General features: G+C 71.0%; 13 protein-coding genes. 6 read left to right on the top strand and 7 right to left on the bottom strand.

The genetic code is table 11. The features are described from left to right. Nucleotides 1-52 precede the first annotated feature (52 nt). A complete protein-coding gene (locus WBQ80_RS01915; protein WP_336570149.1) occupies nt 53-976 on the bottom strand; it encodes a heme o synthase in 924 nt (307 codons plus the stop codon). Nucleotides 977-1,306: 330 nt separating this feature from the next. Here WBQ80_RS01915 and tkt point away from each other — a divergent pair, with 330 nt between their 5' ends. From tkt to pgl, 6 genes are read left to right on the top strand one after another with little or no spacing between them, the layout of a single operon-like run. Then, nucleotides 1,307-3,403, top strand: a complete 2,097-nt coding sequence (tkt, locus tag WBQ80_RS01920) for a transketolase (RefSeq protein WP_337282447.1) — start codon at nt 1,307-1,309, stop codon at nt 3,401-3,403. Nucleotides 3,404-3,429: 26 nt separating this feature from the next. Then, nucleotides 3,430-4,542, top strand: coding sequence for a transaldolase (gene tal / locus WBQ80_RS01925; RefSeq protein ID WP_336572697.1), 1,113 nt, complete (start codon nt 3,430-3,432; stop codon nt 4,540-4,542). After that, nucleotides 4,539-6,143 (top strand): glucose-6-phosphate isomerase, encoded by a 1,605-nt coding sequence (locus WBQ80_RS01930; RefSeq protein WP_336572696.1) that lies wholly within the window; start codon nt 4,539-4,541, stop codon nt 6,141-6,143. Before tal ends, WBQ80_RS01930 begins: the two co-directional genes overlap by 4 nt. A 14-nt stretch (nt 6,144-6,157) precedes the next feature. Beyond that, nucleotides 6,158-7,699: a glucose-6-phosphate dehydrogenase gene (gene zwf, locus WBQ80_RS01935; RefSeq protein WP_336572695.1), complete on the top strand. Its 1,542-nt coding sequence runs from the start codon at nt 6,158-6,160 to the stop codon at nt 7,697-7,699. After that, nucleotides 7,696-8,670: a glucose-6-phosphate dehydrogenase assembly protein OpcA gene (locus WBQ80_RS01940; protein WP_336572694.1), complete on the top strand. Its 975-nt coding sequence runs from the start codon at nt 7,696-7,698 to the stop codon at nt 8,668-8,670. Before zwf ends, WBQ80_RS01940 begins: the two co-directional genes overlap by 4 nt. Beyond that, on the top strand, nt 8,667-9,437 hold the full coding sequence (pgl, locus tag WBQ80_RS01945) for a 6-phosphogluconolactonase (RefSeq protein ID WP_336572693.1): 771 nt from the start codon (nt 8,667-8,669) through the stop codon (nt 9,435-9,437). The genes WBQ80_RS01940 and pgl overlap by 4 nt, the downstream gene beginning before the upstream one ends. Before the next feature lie 77 nt (nt 9,438-9,514). On the opposite strand, the gene WBQ80_RS01950 is transcribed toward pgl, so the two are convergent. The 6 genes from WBQ80_RS01950 to WBQ80_RS01975 form a co-directional block, all read right to left on the bottom strand. After that, complete coding sequence (locus WBQ80_RS01950; protein ID WP_336572692.1) at nt 9,515-9,880, bottom strand: RNA polymerase-binding protein RbpA; 366 nt, start codon at nt 9,878-9,880, stop codon at nt 9,515-9,517. Nucleotides 9,881-9,891: 11 nt separating this feature from the next. Then, the gene (secG, locus tag WBQ80_RS01955; protein ID WP_067947350.1) at nt 9,892-10,143 is read right to left on the bottom strand and encodes a preprotein translocase subunit SecG; all 252 of its coding nucleotides are present in this window, start codon (nt 10,141-10,143) and stop codon (nt 9,892-9,894) included. Nucleotides 10,144-10,266: 123 nt separating this feature from the next. Next, complete coding sequence (tpiA, locus tag WBQ80_RS01960) at nt 10,267-11,055, bottom strand: triose-phosphate isomerase (protein ID WP_336572691.1); 789 nt, start codon at nt 11,053-11,055, stop codon at nt 10,267-10,269. Further along, entirely contained in the window at nt 11,046-12,260 is a 1,215-nt protein-coding gene (locus WBQ80_RS01965) for a phosphoglycerate kinase (protein WP_336572690.1), read from the bottom strand. Before WBQ80_RS01965 ends, tpiA begins: the two co-directional genes overlap by 10 nt. Before the next feature lie 11 nt (nt 12,261-12,271). Further along, a complete protein-coding gene (gene gap / locus WBQ80_RS01970; protein ID WP_336572689.1) occupies nt 12,272-13,276 on the bottom strand; it encodes a type I glyceraldehyde-3-phosphate dehydrogenase in 1,005 nt (334 codons plus the stop codon). A gap of 97 nt (nt 13,277-13,373) precedes the next feature. Then, nucleotides 13,374-14,000, bottom strand: coding sequence for a superoxide dismutase (locus tag WBQ80_RS01975; RefSeq protein WP_336572688.1), 627 nt, complete (start codon nt 13,998-14,000; stop codon nt 13,374-13,376). Nucleotides 14,001-14,083 lie beyond the last annotated feature (83 nt).

Genomic DNA, 14,083 nt, shown 5'->3' on the forward strand with positions numbered 1-14,083 from the left:
CAGGGGTCGCGCACGCCGCGTGCTCGGGCTCTCCACGGCGACCGCGCGCCGATCAGAACGGCAGGAGCGGGTCGATGCCGACCGCCAGGAAGAGCAGCGACAGGTAGACGATCGAGCCGTGGAAGACGCGCATCGGCGAGACCTCCTCGCCGCGGATGGCGAGGCCGTAGAGGCGGTGCGTCTCGTAGATGAACCATCCGCCGGTGGCGAGCGCGACCGACGTGTAGAGCAGGCCCATGCCGGCGATCGGCACGAGCAGCAGCGTCGCGGCGACGGTCGCCCACGCGTAGAGGATCACCTGCAGGCCGACCTGCGCGCGCCCGCGGACGACCGCGAGCATGGGCACGCCCGCCGCGGCGTAGTCGTCCTTGTACTTCATCGACAGCGGCCAGTAGTGCGGCGGGGTCCAGAGGAAGATGATCAGGAACAGGATGAAGGGCGCCCAGTCGAGGCTGCCGGTCACGGCCGCCCACCCGATGAGCACGGGCATGCAGCCCGCGACGCCGCCCCACACGATGTTCTGGGCGGTGCGGCGCTTGAGGATCAGGCTGTAGAAGACCACGTAGAGCAGGATCGCGGCGAGCGACAGCGCGGCGGCGAGCCAGTTGGTGAACACCCAGAGCCAGGCGATAGATGCCGCGCCGAGCGCGTAGGCGAACACGAGCGCCTCGCGGTCGGTGAGCTCGCCCGTCACGAGCGGCCGGCCCTTGGTGCGCCGCATGACCCGGTCGATGTCGCGATCGATGTAGCAGTTGAACGCCCCCGCGGAACCGGCGCTCATGGCGCCGCCGATGAGGGTGGCGAACACGAGCCAGAGGTCGGGCAGCCCGTCGGCCGCGAGGATCATGGTGGGCGCCGTGACCACCAGCAGCAGCTCGATCACCCTCGGCTTCGTGAGGGCGACGTACGCGGCGACCTTGCGTCGCAGGCTCGTGGTCGTCCGTCGAGCGTCGGGGATGGTCGGTGCGGCCTGCATGAACTTCCTCTTCCGGGCGCGCGCAGACTGGGCGGGAGGCGCGCGCACTCCGTTCGAGTCTAGGCCATCGGCGCCTCCGGCGAGGCGGAAGCCGCCGCTGCCGCGGCCCGTCCCGGCCGCCCGGCGGAGCGTCAAGCCCCGTCACAGAGTCCGGGCGACTCCATATACTGAGGTCAGCGCGCCCGGGGCGCGGATTCGCCGTGCAACTCCACCTGACGCATGACCGGATCGGTCACCGGGCTCCACCGCGCCGTCGCGTTTCCCCGGCGGGTCCGGAAGCCGAATGGAGAGGCTCCCCGACGCCGTCACGACCGGAAGGAACCCCAACCCGTGGCAACTCTGCACTGGGACCCCATCGACGATCGCGCGGTCGACACGGCGCGCGTGCTCGCCGCCGACGCCGTGGAGAAGGTCGGCAACGGCCACCCCGGCACGGCGATGAGCCTCGCGCCCGTCGCCTACCTGCTCTACCAGAAGATCATGCGCCGCGACCCCGCCGACCACGGCTGGCTCGGGCGCGACCGCTTCATCCTGTCCGCCGGCCACAGCTCGCTCACGCAGTACGTCCAGCTCTACCTGGCCGGCGACGGCCTCGAACTCGACGACCTGAAGGCGCTCCGCACGTGGGGCTCGAAGACCCCTGGCCACCCCGAGTACGGCCACACCGACGGCGTCGAGATCACCACCGGCCCGCTCGGCCAGGGTCTGGCCTCCGCGGTCGGCTTCGCCTACGCGTCGCGGTACGAGCGCGGCCTCTTCGACCCCGAGGCGCCCGCCGGCGAGAGCCCGTTCGACCACCACGTCTACGTGATCGCGAGCGACGGCGACCTCCAGGAGGGCGTGACGGCCGAGGCCTCCTCGCTCGCGGGCCACCAGCAGCTCGGCAACCTCGTCGTCGTGTACGACTCCAACCAGATCTCGATCGAGGACGACACCGACATCGCCTTCACGGAGGACGTCGCCAAGCGCTACGAGGCGTACGGATGGCACGTGCAGACCGTCGACTGGAAGAAGTCCGGCCGGTACGTCGAGGACGTCGCCGAGCTGAACGATGCGATCGAGGCCGCGAAGGCCGAGACGGGCAAGCCCTCGATCATCATCCTCAAGACGATCATCGGATGGCCCGCGCCCGACAAGCAGAACACCGGCAAGATCCACGGCTCCGCCCTCGGCGCCGACGAGCTCGCCGCCACGAAGGAGGTGCTCGGATTCGATCCGGAGCAGCACTTCGTGGTCGCCGACGAGGTCATCGGGCACACTCGCGGCAACGCGCGCGACCGCGCGGCGGAGGCCAAGGCCTCCTGGCAGCAGGCGTTCGACGCCTGGGCCGACGCGAATCCGGAGCGCAAGGCGCTCCTCGACCGTCTCGAGGCGGGCGAGCTGCCCGAGGGCCTCGAGGATGCGCTCCCGGTGTTCGAACCCGGCAAGGACGTCTCCACGCGCGCCGCATCCGGCAAGGTCATCAACGCGCTCGCCGCGCGCCTGCCTGAGCTCTGGGGCGGCTCGGCCGACCTCGCCGAGTCGAACCTCACGACCATCAACGGCGCGCCGTCGTTCATCCCCGCCGAGCACTCGACGCACGAGTTCAGCGGCGACGGGTACGGCCGGGTGCTCCACTTCGGCATCCGCGAGCACGCGATGGCCGCCATCGTGAACGGCATCGTGCTCCACGGCAAGACGCGCGCGTTCGGCGGCACGTTCCTCATCTTCAGCGACTACATGCGCCCGGCCGTGCGACTCGCGGCGCTCATGGCGGTGCCGTCGATCTACGTGTGGACCCACGACTCGGTCGCACTCGGCGAGGACGGCCCCACCCACCAGCCGATCGAGCAGCTGTCGACCCTGCGCGCCATACCCGGCCTCTCGGTCGTGCGCCCCGCCGACGCGAACGAGACCGCGTACGCGTGGCTCGAGATCCTCAAGCGCCGCGGCGGCCCCGCGGGCGTCGCCCTCACCCGCCAGAACATCCCGGTGTTCGAGCGCGGCGAGGGCGCGGCATCCGGCGACACCCTCGCCTCGGCGTCCCTCGTCGCCAAGGGCGCGTACGTGCTCGCGGAGGCCGCATCGGGCGAGCCCGACGTGATCCTGCTCGCCACGGGCTCCGAGGTGCAGGTCGCCCTCGCGGCGCGCGAGCAGCTCGCGGCCGAGGGCACGCAGGCGCGCGTCGTGTCGGTGCCGAGCGTCGAGTGGTTCGAGGAGCAGGATGCGGCGTACCGCGAGTCGGTCCTCCCGGCCTCGGTCACCGCACGCGTCTCCGTCGAGGCGGGCCTCGCGCTGTCCTGGCACCGCTACCTCGGCACGCGCGGCCGCGCCGTGTCGATCGAGCACTTCGGCGCGTCCGCCGACTACAAGACCCTGTTCCGCGAGTTCGGGATCACGGCCGAGGCCGTCGTCGCCGCCGCGAAGGAATCGCTCGCCTCCGCGTGAGGCCGGGCATGAAGGAGACCACGCTCATGAGCACCAACACCCCCACCGCCGCCCTCTCGGCGGCCGGCGTCAGCATCTGGCTCGACGACCTCTCCCGCGAGCGCATCGCCTCGGGCGGCCTCGAGCGCCTCATCGCCGAGCGCGACGTCGTCGGCGTCACCACCAATCCGACCATCTTCGCCGCCGCGCTGGCCAAGGGCGACGCCTACCACGAGCAGCTGCACGCGCTCGCGGCCGACGGCGCCGACGTCGACCGGGCCGTGTTCGAGACCACGACCGACGACGTCCGCGACGCGGCCGACGCGTTCCGCCCCGTGTACGACCGCACCGACGGCTACGACGGCCGAGTGTCGATCGAGGTCTCCCCCGACCTGGCGAACGACACCGACGCGACCATCGCCGAGGCGCACCGCCTCTGGGAGAAGGTCGACCGGCCGAACGTCATGATCAAGATCCCCGCGACGAAGGCGGGACTGCCCGCGATCACGGCCGCGATCGGCGCCGGGATCAGCGTCAACGTCACGCTCATCTTCAGCCTCGACCGGTACGGCGAGGTCATCGACGCCTACCTGACCGGGCTCGAGCAGGCGAAGGCCGCGGGCATCGACCTGTCGACCATCCACTCGGTCGCCTCGTTCTTCGTCTCGCGCGTCGACACCGAGATCGACAAGCGGCTCGAGGCCATCGGCACGCCCGAGGCGCTCGCCCTCAAGAGCCGGGCCGGCATCGCGAACGCGCGCCTGGCCTACGAGCTGTACCAGCAGCAGTTCGCCACCGAACGGGCCGTCGCCCTCCTCGACGCCGGCGCGAACCGGCAACGGCCGCTGTGGGCCTCCACGGGCGTCAAGGACCCCGCGCTGCCCGACACGCTGTACGTGACGGAACTCGTCGCGCGTGGCGTCGTGAACACGATGCCCGAGAAGACCCTCGAGGCCACGTACGACCACGGCGTCGTCGAGGGCGACACCGTCACCGGCGCCTACGCCGAGGCCGGCCGCGTGCTCGACGCACTCGCGGGCGTCGGCGTCGACTACGACGACGTCACCGAGCTGCTCGAGCGCGAGGGCGTCGAGAAGTTCATCGTGTCGTGGCACGAGCTGCTCGACACGGTGCGCACCGCACTGGAGGCCGCCCGATGAGCTTCCGCATCTCCGTCAGCGGCCCGGCCGCCGACGCCGTCCGCCGCGTCGTGCCCCAGCTGGTCACCGACCGCGTCGCGTCGCGCATCACGGCGCTCGATGCCACCCTGTGGGGTCCCGAGGCCGAGGGCGAGGCGTCGAAGCGACTCGGCTGGACCGAGGCGGTCGCCGTCTCGCGTCCCCTCCTCCCCGAGATCGCCGCCCTCCGCGACCGGCTCCGCGCCGACGGGGTCGACCACATCGTGCTCGCCGGCATGGGCGGATCCTCGCTCGCGCCCGAGGTCATCACGCGCACCGCCGGAGCGCACCTCACCGTCCTCGACTCCACCGAGCCGGGGCAGGTCCGTGCTGCGCTCGGCGACCGCATCGGCCGCTCCGCGCTCGTCGTGTCGTCGAAGTCCGGCTCCACGGTCGAGACCGACTCGCAGCGCCGCGCCTACGAGCAGGCGTTCCGCGACGCGGGCATCGACCCGGCCTCGCGCATCATCGTCGTGACCGACCCGGGTTCGCCGCTCGACGAGTCCGCGCGCGCCGCGGGCTACCGGGTGTTCAACGCGGATGCCACCGTGGGCGGGCGCTACTCCGCGCTCACCGCGTTCGGCCTCGTGCCCTCGGGGCTCGCAGGGGTCGACCTCGACGAGCTGCTCGCCGAGACGCAGGCGATCGAGCTCCCGCTCGCGATCGACTCCGAAGAGAACCCGGCGCTCATCCTCGGAGCCGCGATCGCGGCCACCGAACCCCGCCGCGACAAGCTCGCCATCGTCGCCGACGGCACCCACATCGTGGGCTTCGCCGACTGGGCCGAGCAGCTCATCGCCGAGTCGACCGGCAAGCAGGGCACGGGCATCCTGCCCGTCGTGCTCGGCACCGACGCCCCCGAGCTCCGCGACGTGGCATCCGACGTGCAGGTCGTGCGACTGGTCGACGACGCGGGCACCGAGGTGTTCGTCGACGACACCGACGGCGAGATCCGCGTCTCTGGCACGCTCGGCGCGCAACTGCTCGTGTGGGAGTACGCCACCGCCGTCGCCGGGCGGATCCTCGGGATCAACCCGTTCGACCAGCCCGACGTCGAGTCCGCCAAGATCGCCGCGCGCGGGCTGCTCGACGCGCGTCCCGAGCCGGCCCCGGCCGCCTTCGTCGCCGACGGCATCGAGGTCCGCGGCACGCCCGACGTCATCGGCGCCGCGAGCGACCTCGCCTCGGCCGTCGAGGTGCTGCTCGAGGAGCTGCCCGCCGACGGCTACCTGTCGGTGCAGGCGTACGTCGACCGGGTCGCGCACCCCGAGGTCGAGGAGCTCCGCGACGCGCTCGCCGCGCGCAGCGGCCGTCCGGTCACGTTCGGCTGGGGTCCGCGGTTCCTGCACTCGACCGGCCAGTACCACAAGGGCGGACCGGCGCACGGCGTCTTCCTGCAGCTCGTGCAGCGCCCCGTCGAGGACCTCGCGATCCCCGACCGACCGTTCACGTTCGGCGAGCTCATCGCCGCGCAGGCCTCCGGCGACGCGTCCGTCCTCGCCGAGCACGGGCGCCCCGTCCTGACGCTGACGCTCGCCGATCCGAGCCGTGACGTCCAGGCGTTGCGCTCCGCGATCGGCTGATCCGGAGCGCGGACATGCATCCGGTCGAGATCACGGCGACGCACAACCCGCTGCGTTCGCCCAAGGACTACCGCCTGAACCGGATCGCCGGCCCGTCGAGCCTCATCATCTTCGGCGTCACCGGCGACCTGTCGCGCAAGAAGCTCATGCCCGCCGTGTACGACCTCGCCAACCGCGGACTCCTGCCGCCCGGTTTCGCCCTCGTCGGGTTCGCCCGTCGCGACTGGGCCGACCAGGACTTCGAGCAGGTCGTGCACGACTCGGTGAAGCAGTACGCGCGCACCGAGTTCCGCGAGGACGTGTGGCAGCAGCTCGCCCGAGGCATCCGCTTCGTGCCGGGCGCCTTCGACGACGACGAGGCGTTCGACCGCCTGCGCCGGACCGTCGAGGAGCTGGACCGCGAACGCGGCACCATGGGCAACCACGCCTTCTACCTGTCGATCCCCCCGAAGTCGTTCCCGATCGTCACCGAGCAGCTCAAGCGCTCGGGCCTGACCGAACAGCGCGACGGCCAGTGGCGTCGCGTCGTCATCGAGAAGCCCTTCGGGTCCGACCTGAAGACCGCGATCGAGCTGAACGACGTCGTGGCCTCGGTGTTCCCGCCGGACTCGGTGTTCCGCATCGACCACTACCTCGGCAAGGAGACGGTCCAGAACATCCTGGCGCTGCGATTCGCGAACCAGCTGTACGAGCCGATCTGGAACGCCAACTTCGTCGACCACGTGCAGATCACCATGGCCGAGGACATCGGGGTGGGCGGGCGCGCCGGGTACTACGACGGCATCGGCGCGGCGCGCGACGTCATCCAGAACCACCTGCTGCAGCTGCTCGCGCTCACCGCCATGGAGGAGCCGATCTCGTTCGACGCCGCCGACCTGCGCGCCGAGAAGGAGAAGATCCTCCGGGCGGTGCGCCTGCCCGACGACCTCGCCACGGCGACGGCACGCGGGCAGTACTCGGGCGGATGGCAGGGCGGCGAGAAGGTCGTCGGGTTCCTCGACGAGGACGGCATGAACCCCGAGTCGACGACCGAGACCTACGCGGCCATGAAGCTGCTCATCGGCACGCGCCGGTGGGCGGGCGTGCCGTTCTACCTGCGAGCGGGCAAGCGCCTCGGCCGGCGCGTGACCGAGATCGCCGTGGTGTTCAAGCGCGCGCCGCAGCAGGTGTTCGCGGACAGCCAGACCTCGCAGCTCGGTCAGAACGCGCTCGTCATCCGCGTGCAGCCCGACGAGGGCGTCACCATCCGCTTCGGTTCCAAGGTGCCCGGCGCCGGCATGCAGGTGCGCGACGTCACCATGGACTTCGGCTACGGGCACGCCTTCACCGAGGCGAGCCCCGAGGCGTACGAACGACTCATCCTCGACGTGCTGCTCGGCGATCCGCCCCTGTTCCCGCGGCAGGAGGAGGTCGAGCTTTCGTGGAAGATCCTCGATCCGATCGAGGCGTTCTGGACCACGCAGGGACAGCCCGAGCAGTACAAGCCGGGATCGTGGGGGCCGTCGTCGGCCGACGAGCTCCTCGCCCGCGACGGACGCACCTGGAGGCGCCCATGATCGTCGAACTGCCCGAGACCACGACCAGCCAGGTCTCCAAGACGCTCGTGAAGATCCGCGAGGAGGGCGGCGTCGTCGCGCTCGGACGCGTGCTCACGCTCGTCATCGCGACCACCCAGGACGGCGAGGAGGAGGCCATCGAGGCCGCCAACGACGCGTCCCGCGAGCACCCGATGCGCGTCATCGTGGTGTCGGCGGAGCCCGAGGACGGCGATCCCGCCACCGACGACAGCCGCCTCGACGCGGAGATCCGCGTCGGCGGCGACGCGGGGGCGAGCGAGGTCATCATCCTGCGTGCCCGCGGCGATGCCGCGCAGGACGAGCAGAGCCTCGTGATGGGGCTGCTCCTGCCGGACGCGCCCGTGGTCACCTGGTGGCCCGGCGCAGCGCCCGCGGTGCCGGGCGACTCGCCGCTCGGCCGGATCGCGCAGCGGCGGATCACCGACGCGTCGACGCAGCCGGACCCGCAGGCGGCCCTGCACGCGCTCGCCGGGAGCTACCAGCCGGGCGACGCCGACTTCGCCTGGACCCGCCTGACGCTCTGGCGCGCGCAGCTCGCAGCGGTCCTCGACCAGCCGCCGTACGAGCCGGTGACCTCCGTGCACGTGCGGGGGTCCATCGACTCGCCGTCCACGACGCTGCTCGCGGCATGGCTGTCGATGCAGCTGGGCGCCCCCACGGACTGCTCGCTCGTCGGCCTCGAACACGGCTCGCACGGAATCCGCGGCGTGCACCTCGTCCGCTCCACGGGAACGATCGAGCTGGTCCGCGACCAGCCCGGCGTCGCCACGCTCCGCCAGCCCGGCCAGCCCGTGCACGACGTGGCACTCCCCCGGCGGAGCCTGCGCGACTGCCTTGCCGACGAGCTGCGCCGCCTCGACCCGGATGAGTTGTACGGTGAGGTGATCACGAGCGGCCTGTCGCTCATCGCCACGGGCCGCGAGAACGCCGACGAAGGAGTCACCGTATGACGAACGAGCGCCGCGTGCTCGTCCACCCCGACAAGGACACCCTCGCGGGTGCGGTCGCCGCCCGGTTCATCACCAAGGTGCTGGACCTGCTCGACGACCAGGACGTGGTGCACGTGGTGCTCACGGGTGGCAGCATGGGCGCCGCCGTGCTCCGGGCGGTGCGCGACTCGCCGGCCCACAAGTCGATCGACTGGGGCCGCGTCCACTTCTGGTGGGGCGACGAGCGCTGGGTCCCCGCCGGCCACGAGGAGCGGAACGACCGCCAGTCGCAGGATGCGCTGCTCGACTCGCTCGGGCTGCCGGCCGGGAACCTGCACCCGTTCCCCGCCTCCGACGGCGGCCTGTCGCTCGACGAGGCGGCCGAGACGTACGCGGCCGAACTCGCCCGGTTCGGAGCGAGCGGCTACCCGCACCCCGTGTTCGACATCGTCTTCCTCGGTGTCGGACCGGACGGCCACGTCGCCTCGCTCTTCCCCCATCGTTCGGGCATCCAGGTGGTCGATCGTCCCGTGATCCCCGTGCGGGAGTCGCCGAAGCCGCCGCCCGAGCGGCTCAGCCTCACGCGACCCGTCATCAACGCGGCGCAGCGCGTCTGGCTGGTCCTCGCGGGCGCCGACAAGGCGTCGGCCCTCGGACTCGCGCTCGCCGGAGCGAGCCGTGACGAGGTGCCGGTCGCGGGCATCAAGGGGCGGCGACGGACCGTGTTCTTCATCGATCAGGACGCCGCGGCGGAGGTCCCCGACGCGCTCATCGCGCGCGAGTACTGAGCGACGCGACCCGGACACGACGAAGGCCGCCCCGTGGACCGGGGCGGCCTTCGACGTGGTGGTGCGTTCGCCCGACGTCAGTCCTTCGACGGCGTGCCGCGACGCTGGCGCAGCTGCTGCAGCGCCTCCTCGAGGAGCGCCTCGGCCTCCTCCTCGGTGCGCCGCTCCTTCACGTACGCGAGGTGCGTCTTGTACGGCTCGAGCTTCGCCACGGCCGGGGGGTTGTCCTTGTCGCGACCGGCCGGGAGGCCCGTCGACGGGCTGTCGATGACGTCCGGGATCTCCTCCTCGGGCAGGTTCGCGGCGAAGTACCGGACCGTCTCGTTGCCCTGGGCGTCCCAGTAGCTGACCGCCACGCGCTCGGCGTGGAAGCCGCGGTCCTGCTCCCCCATGGGGCCGGAGCCGACTCGCGAGCCCCGGATCGCGCTGTTTCCTGATGCCACGGTGACCTCCGTCAGATACCGGCGTCGAACTTCGTGATGAGTCCGAGCACCACGATGCACGTGACCCAGACGAGTCCGAGGATGATCGTGATGCGGTTCAGGTTGCGCTCCGCGACCCCGGACGCCCCGAGGTTCGAGGTGACGCCGCCGCCGAACATGTCGGACAGTCCGCCGCCGCGGCCCTTGTGCAGCAGGATCAGGAGCGTGAGCAGGATGCTCGTGAGGCCGAGCAGCACCTGCAGGACGACCTGGAGAATCTCCACGGTGAAACCTTTCCGGGGCATGACCAAGTGTCGAATGCCGCCAGTCGAGTATAGCCGTCCGCGTCGCCCGCCCCGCGCGGCGGCGGGCCGGGCGACGCGGAGCGGCGGGATCGGCTGGGGCCGTCAGGCCCCGACGTGCTTCTTGAAGCGGACGATGCTCGAGAACTCGTCGATGTCGAGGCTGGCCCCGCCCACGAGTGCGCCGTCGACGTCCGGCTCCCGCAGGAAGGCGGCGATGTTCGCCGCCTTCACCGATCCGCCGTACAGGATGCGCGTCGACGCGGCCGACTCGTCGCCGGCCACCTCGGCGAGCACACCGCGCAGCGCCGCAGCGACCTGCTGCGCCTGCTCGGGCGTCGCGGCCTTGCCGGACCCGATCGCCCAGACCGGCTCGTAGGCGACGACGAGGCCCTGGTTCGAATCGACGCCGTCGAGCGCGGCGCGCAGCTGCGCGACGGGCACGGCGCTCGCGCCGTGCTGCTCGAGGTCGTCGGCGGTCTCGCCCACGCACAGCACCGGGACCAGCCCGTGGCGGTGCGCGGCCTTCACCTTCGCGTTGACGTCCGCGTCGGTCTCGCCGTGCAGCGTCCGCCGCTCGGAGTGCCCGATGATGACGTAGGTGCAGTCGAGCTTGGCGAGGAACGCGCCCGAGACCTCGCCGGTGTAGGCACCCGAGTCGTGCTGCGAAAGGTCCTGCGCGCCGTAGGCGATCGGCAGATCGTCGGCGGACACGAGCGTCTGCACCGAGCGGATGTCGGTGAAGGGCGGGAAGACGGCCACCTCCGCGTCGGCGACGTCGTGCTTGGCGTCGGCCAGCGACCACGCGAGCTTCTGCACGAACGCGATCGCCTGCAGGTGATCGAGGTTCATCTTCCAGTTGCCCGCGATGAACGGGGTACGGCTCACTGCCATCCGAGGACCTCCAGTCCGGGGAGCTTCTTGCCCTCGAGGAACTCGAGGCTCGCGCCCCCGCCCGTCGAGATGTGTCCGAATGCGTCGTCCTCGAACCCGAGCTGGCGCACGGCCGCGGCCGAGTCGCCGCCGCCGACGACGCTGAGTCCGTCGACCTCGGTGAGGGCGGATGCCACGGCGCGCGTGCCGTCGGCGAACGGGGCGAGCTCGAACACGCCCATCGGGCCGTTCCAGAACACGGTCTTCGCCCCGCGGATGCGCTCCGCGAACGCGGCCGCGGTCTCCGGGCCGATGTCCAGGCCGAGGCCCGACGCGCCGAACGGCGTCTGCTCGATGGCGTCGGCCGCGGTCACCTGGTGCTCGGCCTCGGCCGAGAAGGCGGCGGCGACGACCACGTCGGTCGGCAGGACGATGTCGACACCGCGCTCCGCGGCATCCGAAAGGTAGCCCTTCACCGTGTCGATCTGGTCGGCTTCGAGCAGGCTCGAGCCCACCGCGTGTCCCTGCGCCGCAAGGAAGGTGAAGAGCATGCCGCCGCCGATGAGCAGGGCGTCGACCCGCGGGAGCAGGTGCTCGATGACGCCGAGCTTGTCGGACACCTTGGAGCCTCCGAGCACGACGACGTAGGGTCGCTCCGGCTTCTCGGTGAGCCGGTCGAGCACCTCGAGCTCGTTCGCGATCAGCAGTCCCGCCGCGCTCGGACGGAGCTGCTCGAGCTCGTAGACGCTCGCCTGCTTGCGGTGGACGACGCCGAAGCCGTCGGAGACGACGGCGTCGGCGAACTCGGCGAGCCGACCCGCGAAGGCGGTGCGCTCGGCCTCGTTCTTGCTCGTCTCGCCGGGATTGAAGCGAAGGTTCTCGAGCACGAGCACCTGACCGTCGCCCAGCGCGGCGACCTCGGCCGCCGCCTCGTCGCCGACCGTGTCGGCGGCGAACGAGACGGGTGCGTCGAGCAGCTCGTCGAGGCGCGCCGCGACCGGCGCCAGGCTGTACTTCGCGTCCGGGGCACCCTCGGGTCGGCCCAGGTGCGAGATCACGATCACCTTGGCGCCCTGCTCGGCGAGTGAGGTGAGGGTGGGGACCGACGCCCGCACGCGGCCGTCGTCCGTGATGACCCCGTCCTTCAGGGGGACGTTGAGGTCGCAGCGGACGACGACGCGCGTGCCGGCGAGCGGACCCAGGGAATCGATGGTTCGGAGGGTCACGTCGTCTCGCCTCAGAGCCGCTCGGCCACGTACTCGGTGAGGTCGACCAGGCGGTTGGAGTAGCCCCACTCGTTGTCGTACCACGCCGACAGCTTCACCTGGTCGCCGAGCACGCGCGTGAGGCCCGCGTCGAAGATCGCGGAGTGCGCGTCGGTCGTGATGTCGCTCGAGACGATGTCGTCCTCGGTGTACTTGAGGATGCCCTTCAGCGGGCCGTCGGCCGCAGCCTTGTACGCCGCCTTCACCTCGTCGACGGTGACCGGGCGCGACGCCGTGACCGTGAGGTCGGTGATCGACCCGGTCGGGACCGGGACGCGCAGCGCGAAGCCGTCGAGCTTGCCGCGGAGCTCGGGCAGCACGAGCCCGATCGCCTTGGCCGCCCCCGTCGAGGTCGGCACGATGTTGAGCGCGGCCGCGCGCGCACGGCGGAGGTCCTTGTGCGGACCGTCCTGCAGGTTCTGGTCGGCCGTGTACGCGTGCACGGTGGTCATGAGGCCGCGCTCGATGCCGAATGCGTCGTTGAACACCTTGGCGAGCGGCGCGAGGCAGTTGGTCGTGCACGACGCGTTCGAGATGATGTGGTGGTTCTCGGGGTCGTAGGAGTCCTCGTTGACGCCCATCACGAAGGTGGCGTCCTCGTCGGTCGCCGGAGCCGAGATGAGCACCTTCTTGGCGCCGGCCTCGATGTGCTTGCGGGCGTCGGCGGCCTTGGTGAAGAAGCCCGTCGACTCGATGACGATGTCGACGCCGAGCTCGCCCCACGGCAGGTTCGCGGGGTCGCGCTCGGCGAACGCCTTGATCGACTTGCCGTCGACGATGAGGTTCTCGTCGTCGTAGTCGACGGTCGCGTCCAGGCGGCCCGTGATCGAGTCGTACTTCAGCAGGTGCGCGAGCGTCTTGTTGTCGGTGAGGTCGTTGACTGCCACGATCTCGAGGTCGGCGCCCTGGGCCAGGGCGGCTCGGAAGTAGTTGCGGCCGATGCGGCCGAAGCCGTTGATGCCGATCTTTACGGACACAGGTGTCTCCCCCTGTTGTGATGGGCGCGAGCGCGCCTTCGAGTGGATCTGACCGGACGGCGGTGTCCCCGGACGGCGTCCGGGGACACCATCCGCGTTATGACAGTAGCAGCAGCCCTGAGGTCTTCTCAGTCGCCGTCTGGAGGCGCTGCTGGACGTTCGCCCAGTCGACGATGTTCCAGAACGCCTTCACGTAATCGGCACGCACGTTCTGGTAGTCGAGGTAGTACGCGTGCTCCCAGACGTCGAGCATGAGCAGCGGCACGATGCCCGCCGGGAGGTTCGCCTGCTGGTCGAAGAACTGCAGGACGACGAGTCGCTGCCCGATCGAGTCCCACGCGAGCACGGCCCAGCCGGAACCCTGGACGCCCAGCGCGGTGGCGGTGAAGTGCGCCCGGAACTTGTCGAACGACCCGAAGTGGTCGTCGATGGCCGAGGCGAGCTCGCCAGTGGGCGTGTCGCCGCCGTCCGGCGACATGTTGGTCCAGAAGATCGAGTGGTTGACGTGGCCGCCGAGGTTGAACGCCAGGTCCTTCTCGAGCTTGTTCACGTTCGCGAGGTCGTCCGAGTCGCGCGCCTCCGCAAGCTGCTGCAGCGCGGTGTTCGCCCCGGTGACGTAGGCCTGGTGGTGCTTCGAGTGGTGCAGCTCCATGATCCTGCCGCTGATCGACGGCTCGAGCGCGCCGTAGTCGTAGGCGAGTTCGGGGAGGGTGTAGTCAGCCATTGCTTCTCCTTGTCAGCAGCCGGGTGAACCGGACCTCTGCCCGGCGGACCGCGGCTTCCTCGATCCTATGCCCGCGACCGTCG

The sequence above is a fragment of the Agromyces sp. CCNWLW213 genome, from assembly GCF_037199545.1.
Lineage (GTDB): Bacteria > Actinomycetota > Actinomycetes > Actinomycetales > Microbacteriaceae > Agromyces.

What these genes read in the sequence shown, in the direction of transcription:
- WBQ80_RS01940 (WP_336572694.1), top strand. Translation starts at nt 7,696, where the DNA reads ATGATCGTCGAACTGCCCGAGACCACGACCAGCCAGGTCTCCAAGACG.
- WBQ80_RS01930 (WP_336572696.1), top strand. Translation starts at nt 4,539, where the DNA reads ATGAGCTTCCGCATCTCCGTCAGCGGCCCGGCCGCCGACGCCGTCCGC.
- WBQ80_RS01915 (WP_336570149.1), bottom strand. Translation starts at nt 976, where the DNA reads ATGCAGGCCGCACCGACCATCCCCGACGCTCGACGGACGACCACGAGC.
- pgl (WP_336572693.1), top strand. Translation starts at nt 8,667, where the DNA reads ATGACGAACGAGCGCCGCGTGCTCGTCCACCCCGACAAGGACACCCTC.
- zwf (WP_336572695.1), top strand. Translation starts at nt 6,158, where the DNA reads ATGCATCCGGTCGAGATCACGGCGACGCACAACCCGCTGCGTTCGCCC.
- tpiA (WP_336572691.1), bottom strand. Translation starts at nt 11,055, where the DNA reads ATGGCAGTGAGCCGTACCCCGTTCATCGCGGGCAACTGGAAGATGAAC.
- WBQ80_RS01975 (WP_336572688.1), bottom strand. Translation starts at nt 14,000, where the DNA reads ATGGCTGACTACACCCTCCCCGAACTCGCCTACGACTACGGCGCGCTC.
- tal (WP_336572697.1), top strand. Translation starts at nt 3,430, where the DNA reads ATGAGCACCAACACCCCCACCGCCGCCCTCTCGGCGGCCGGCGTCAGC.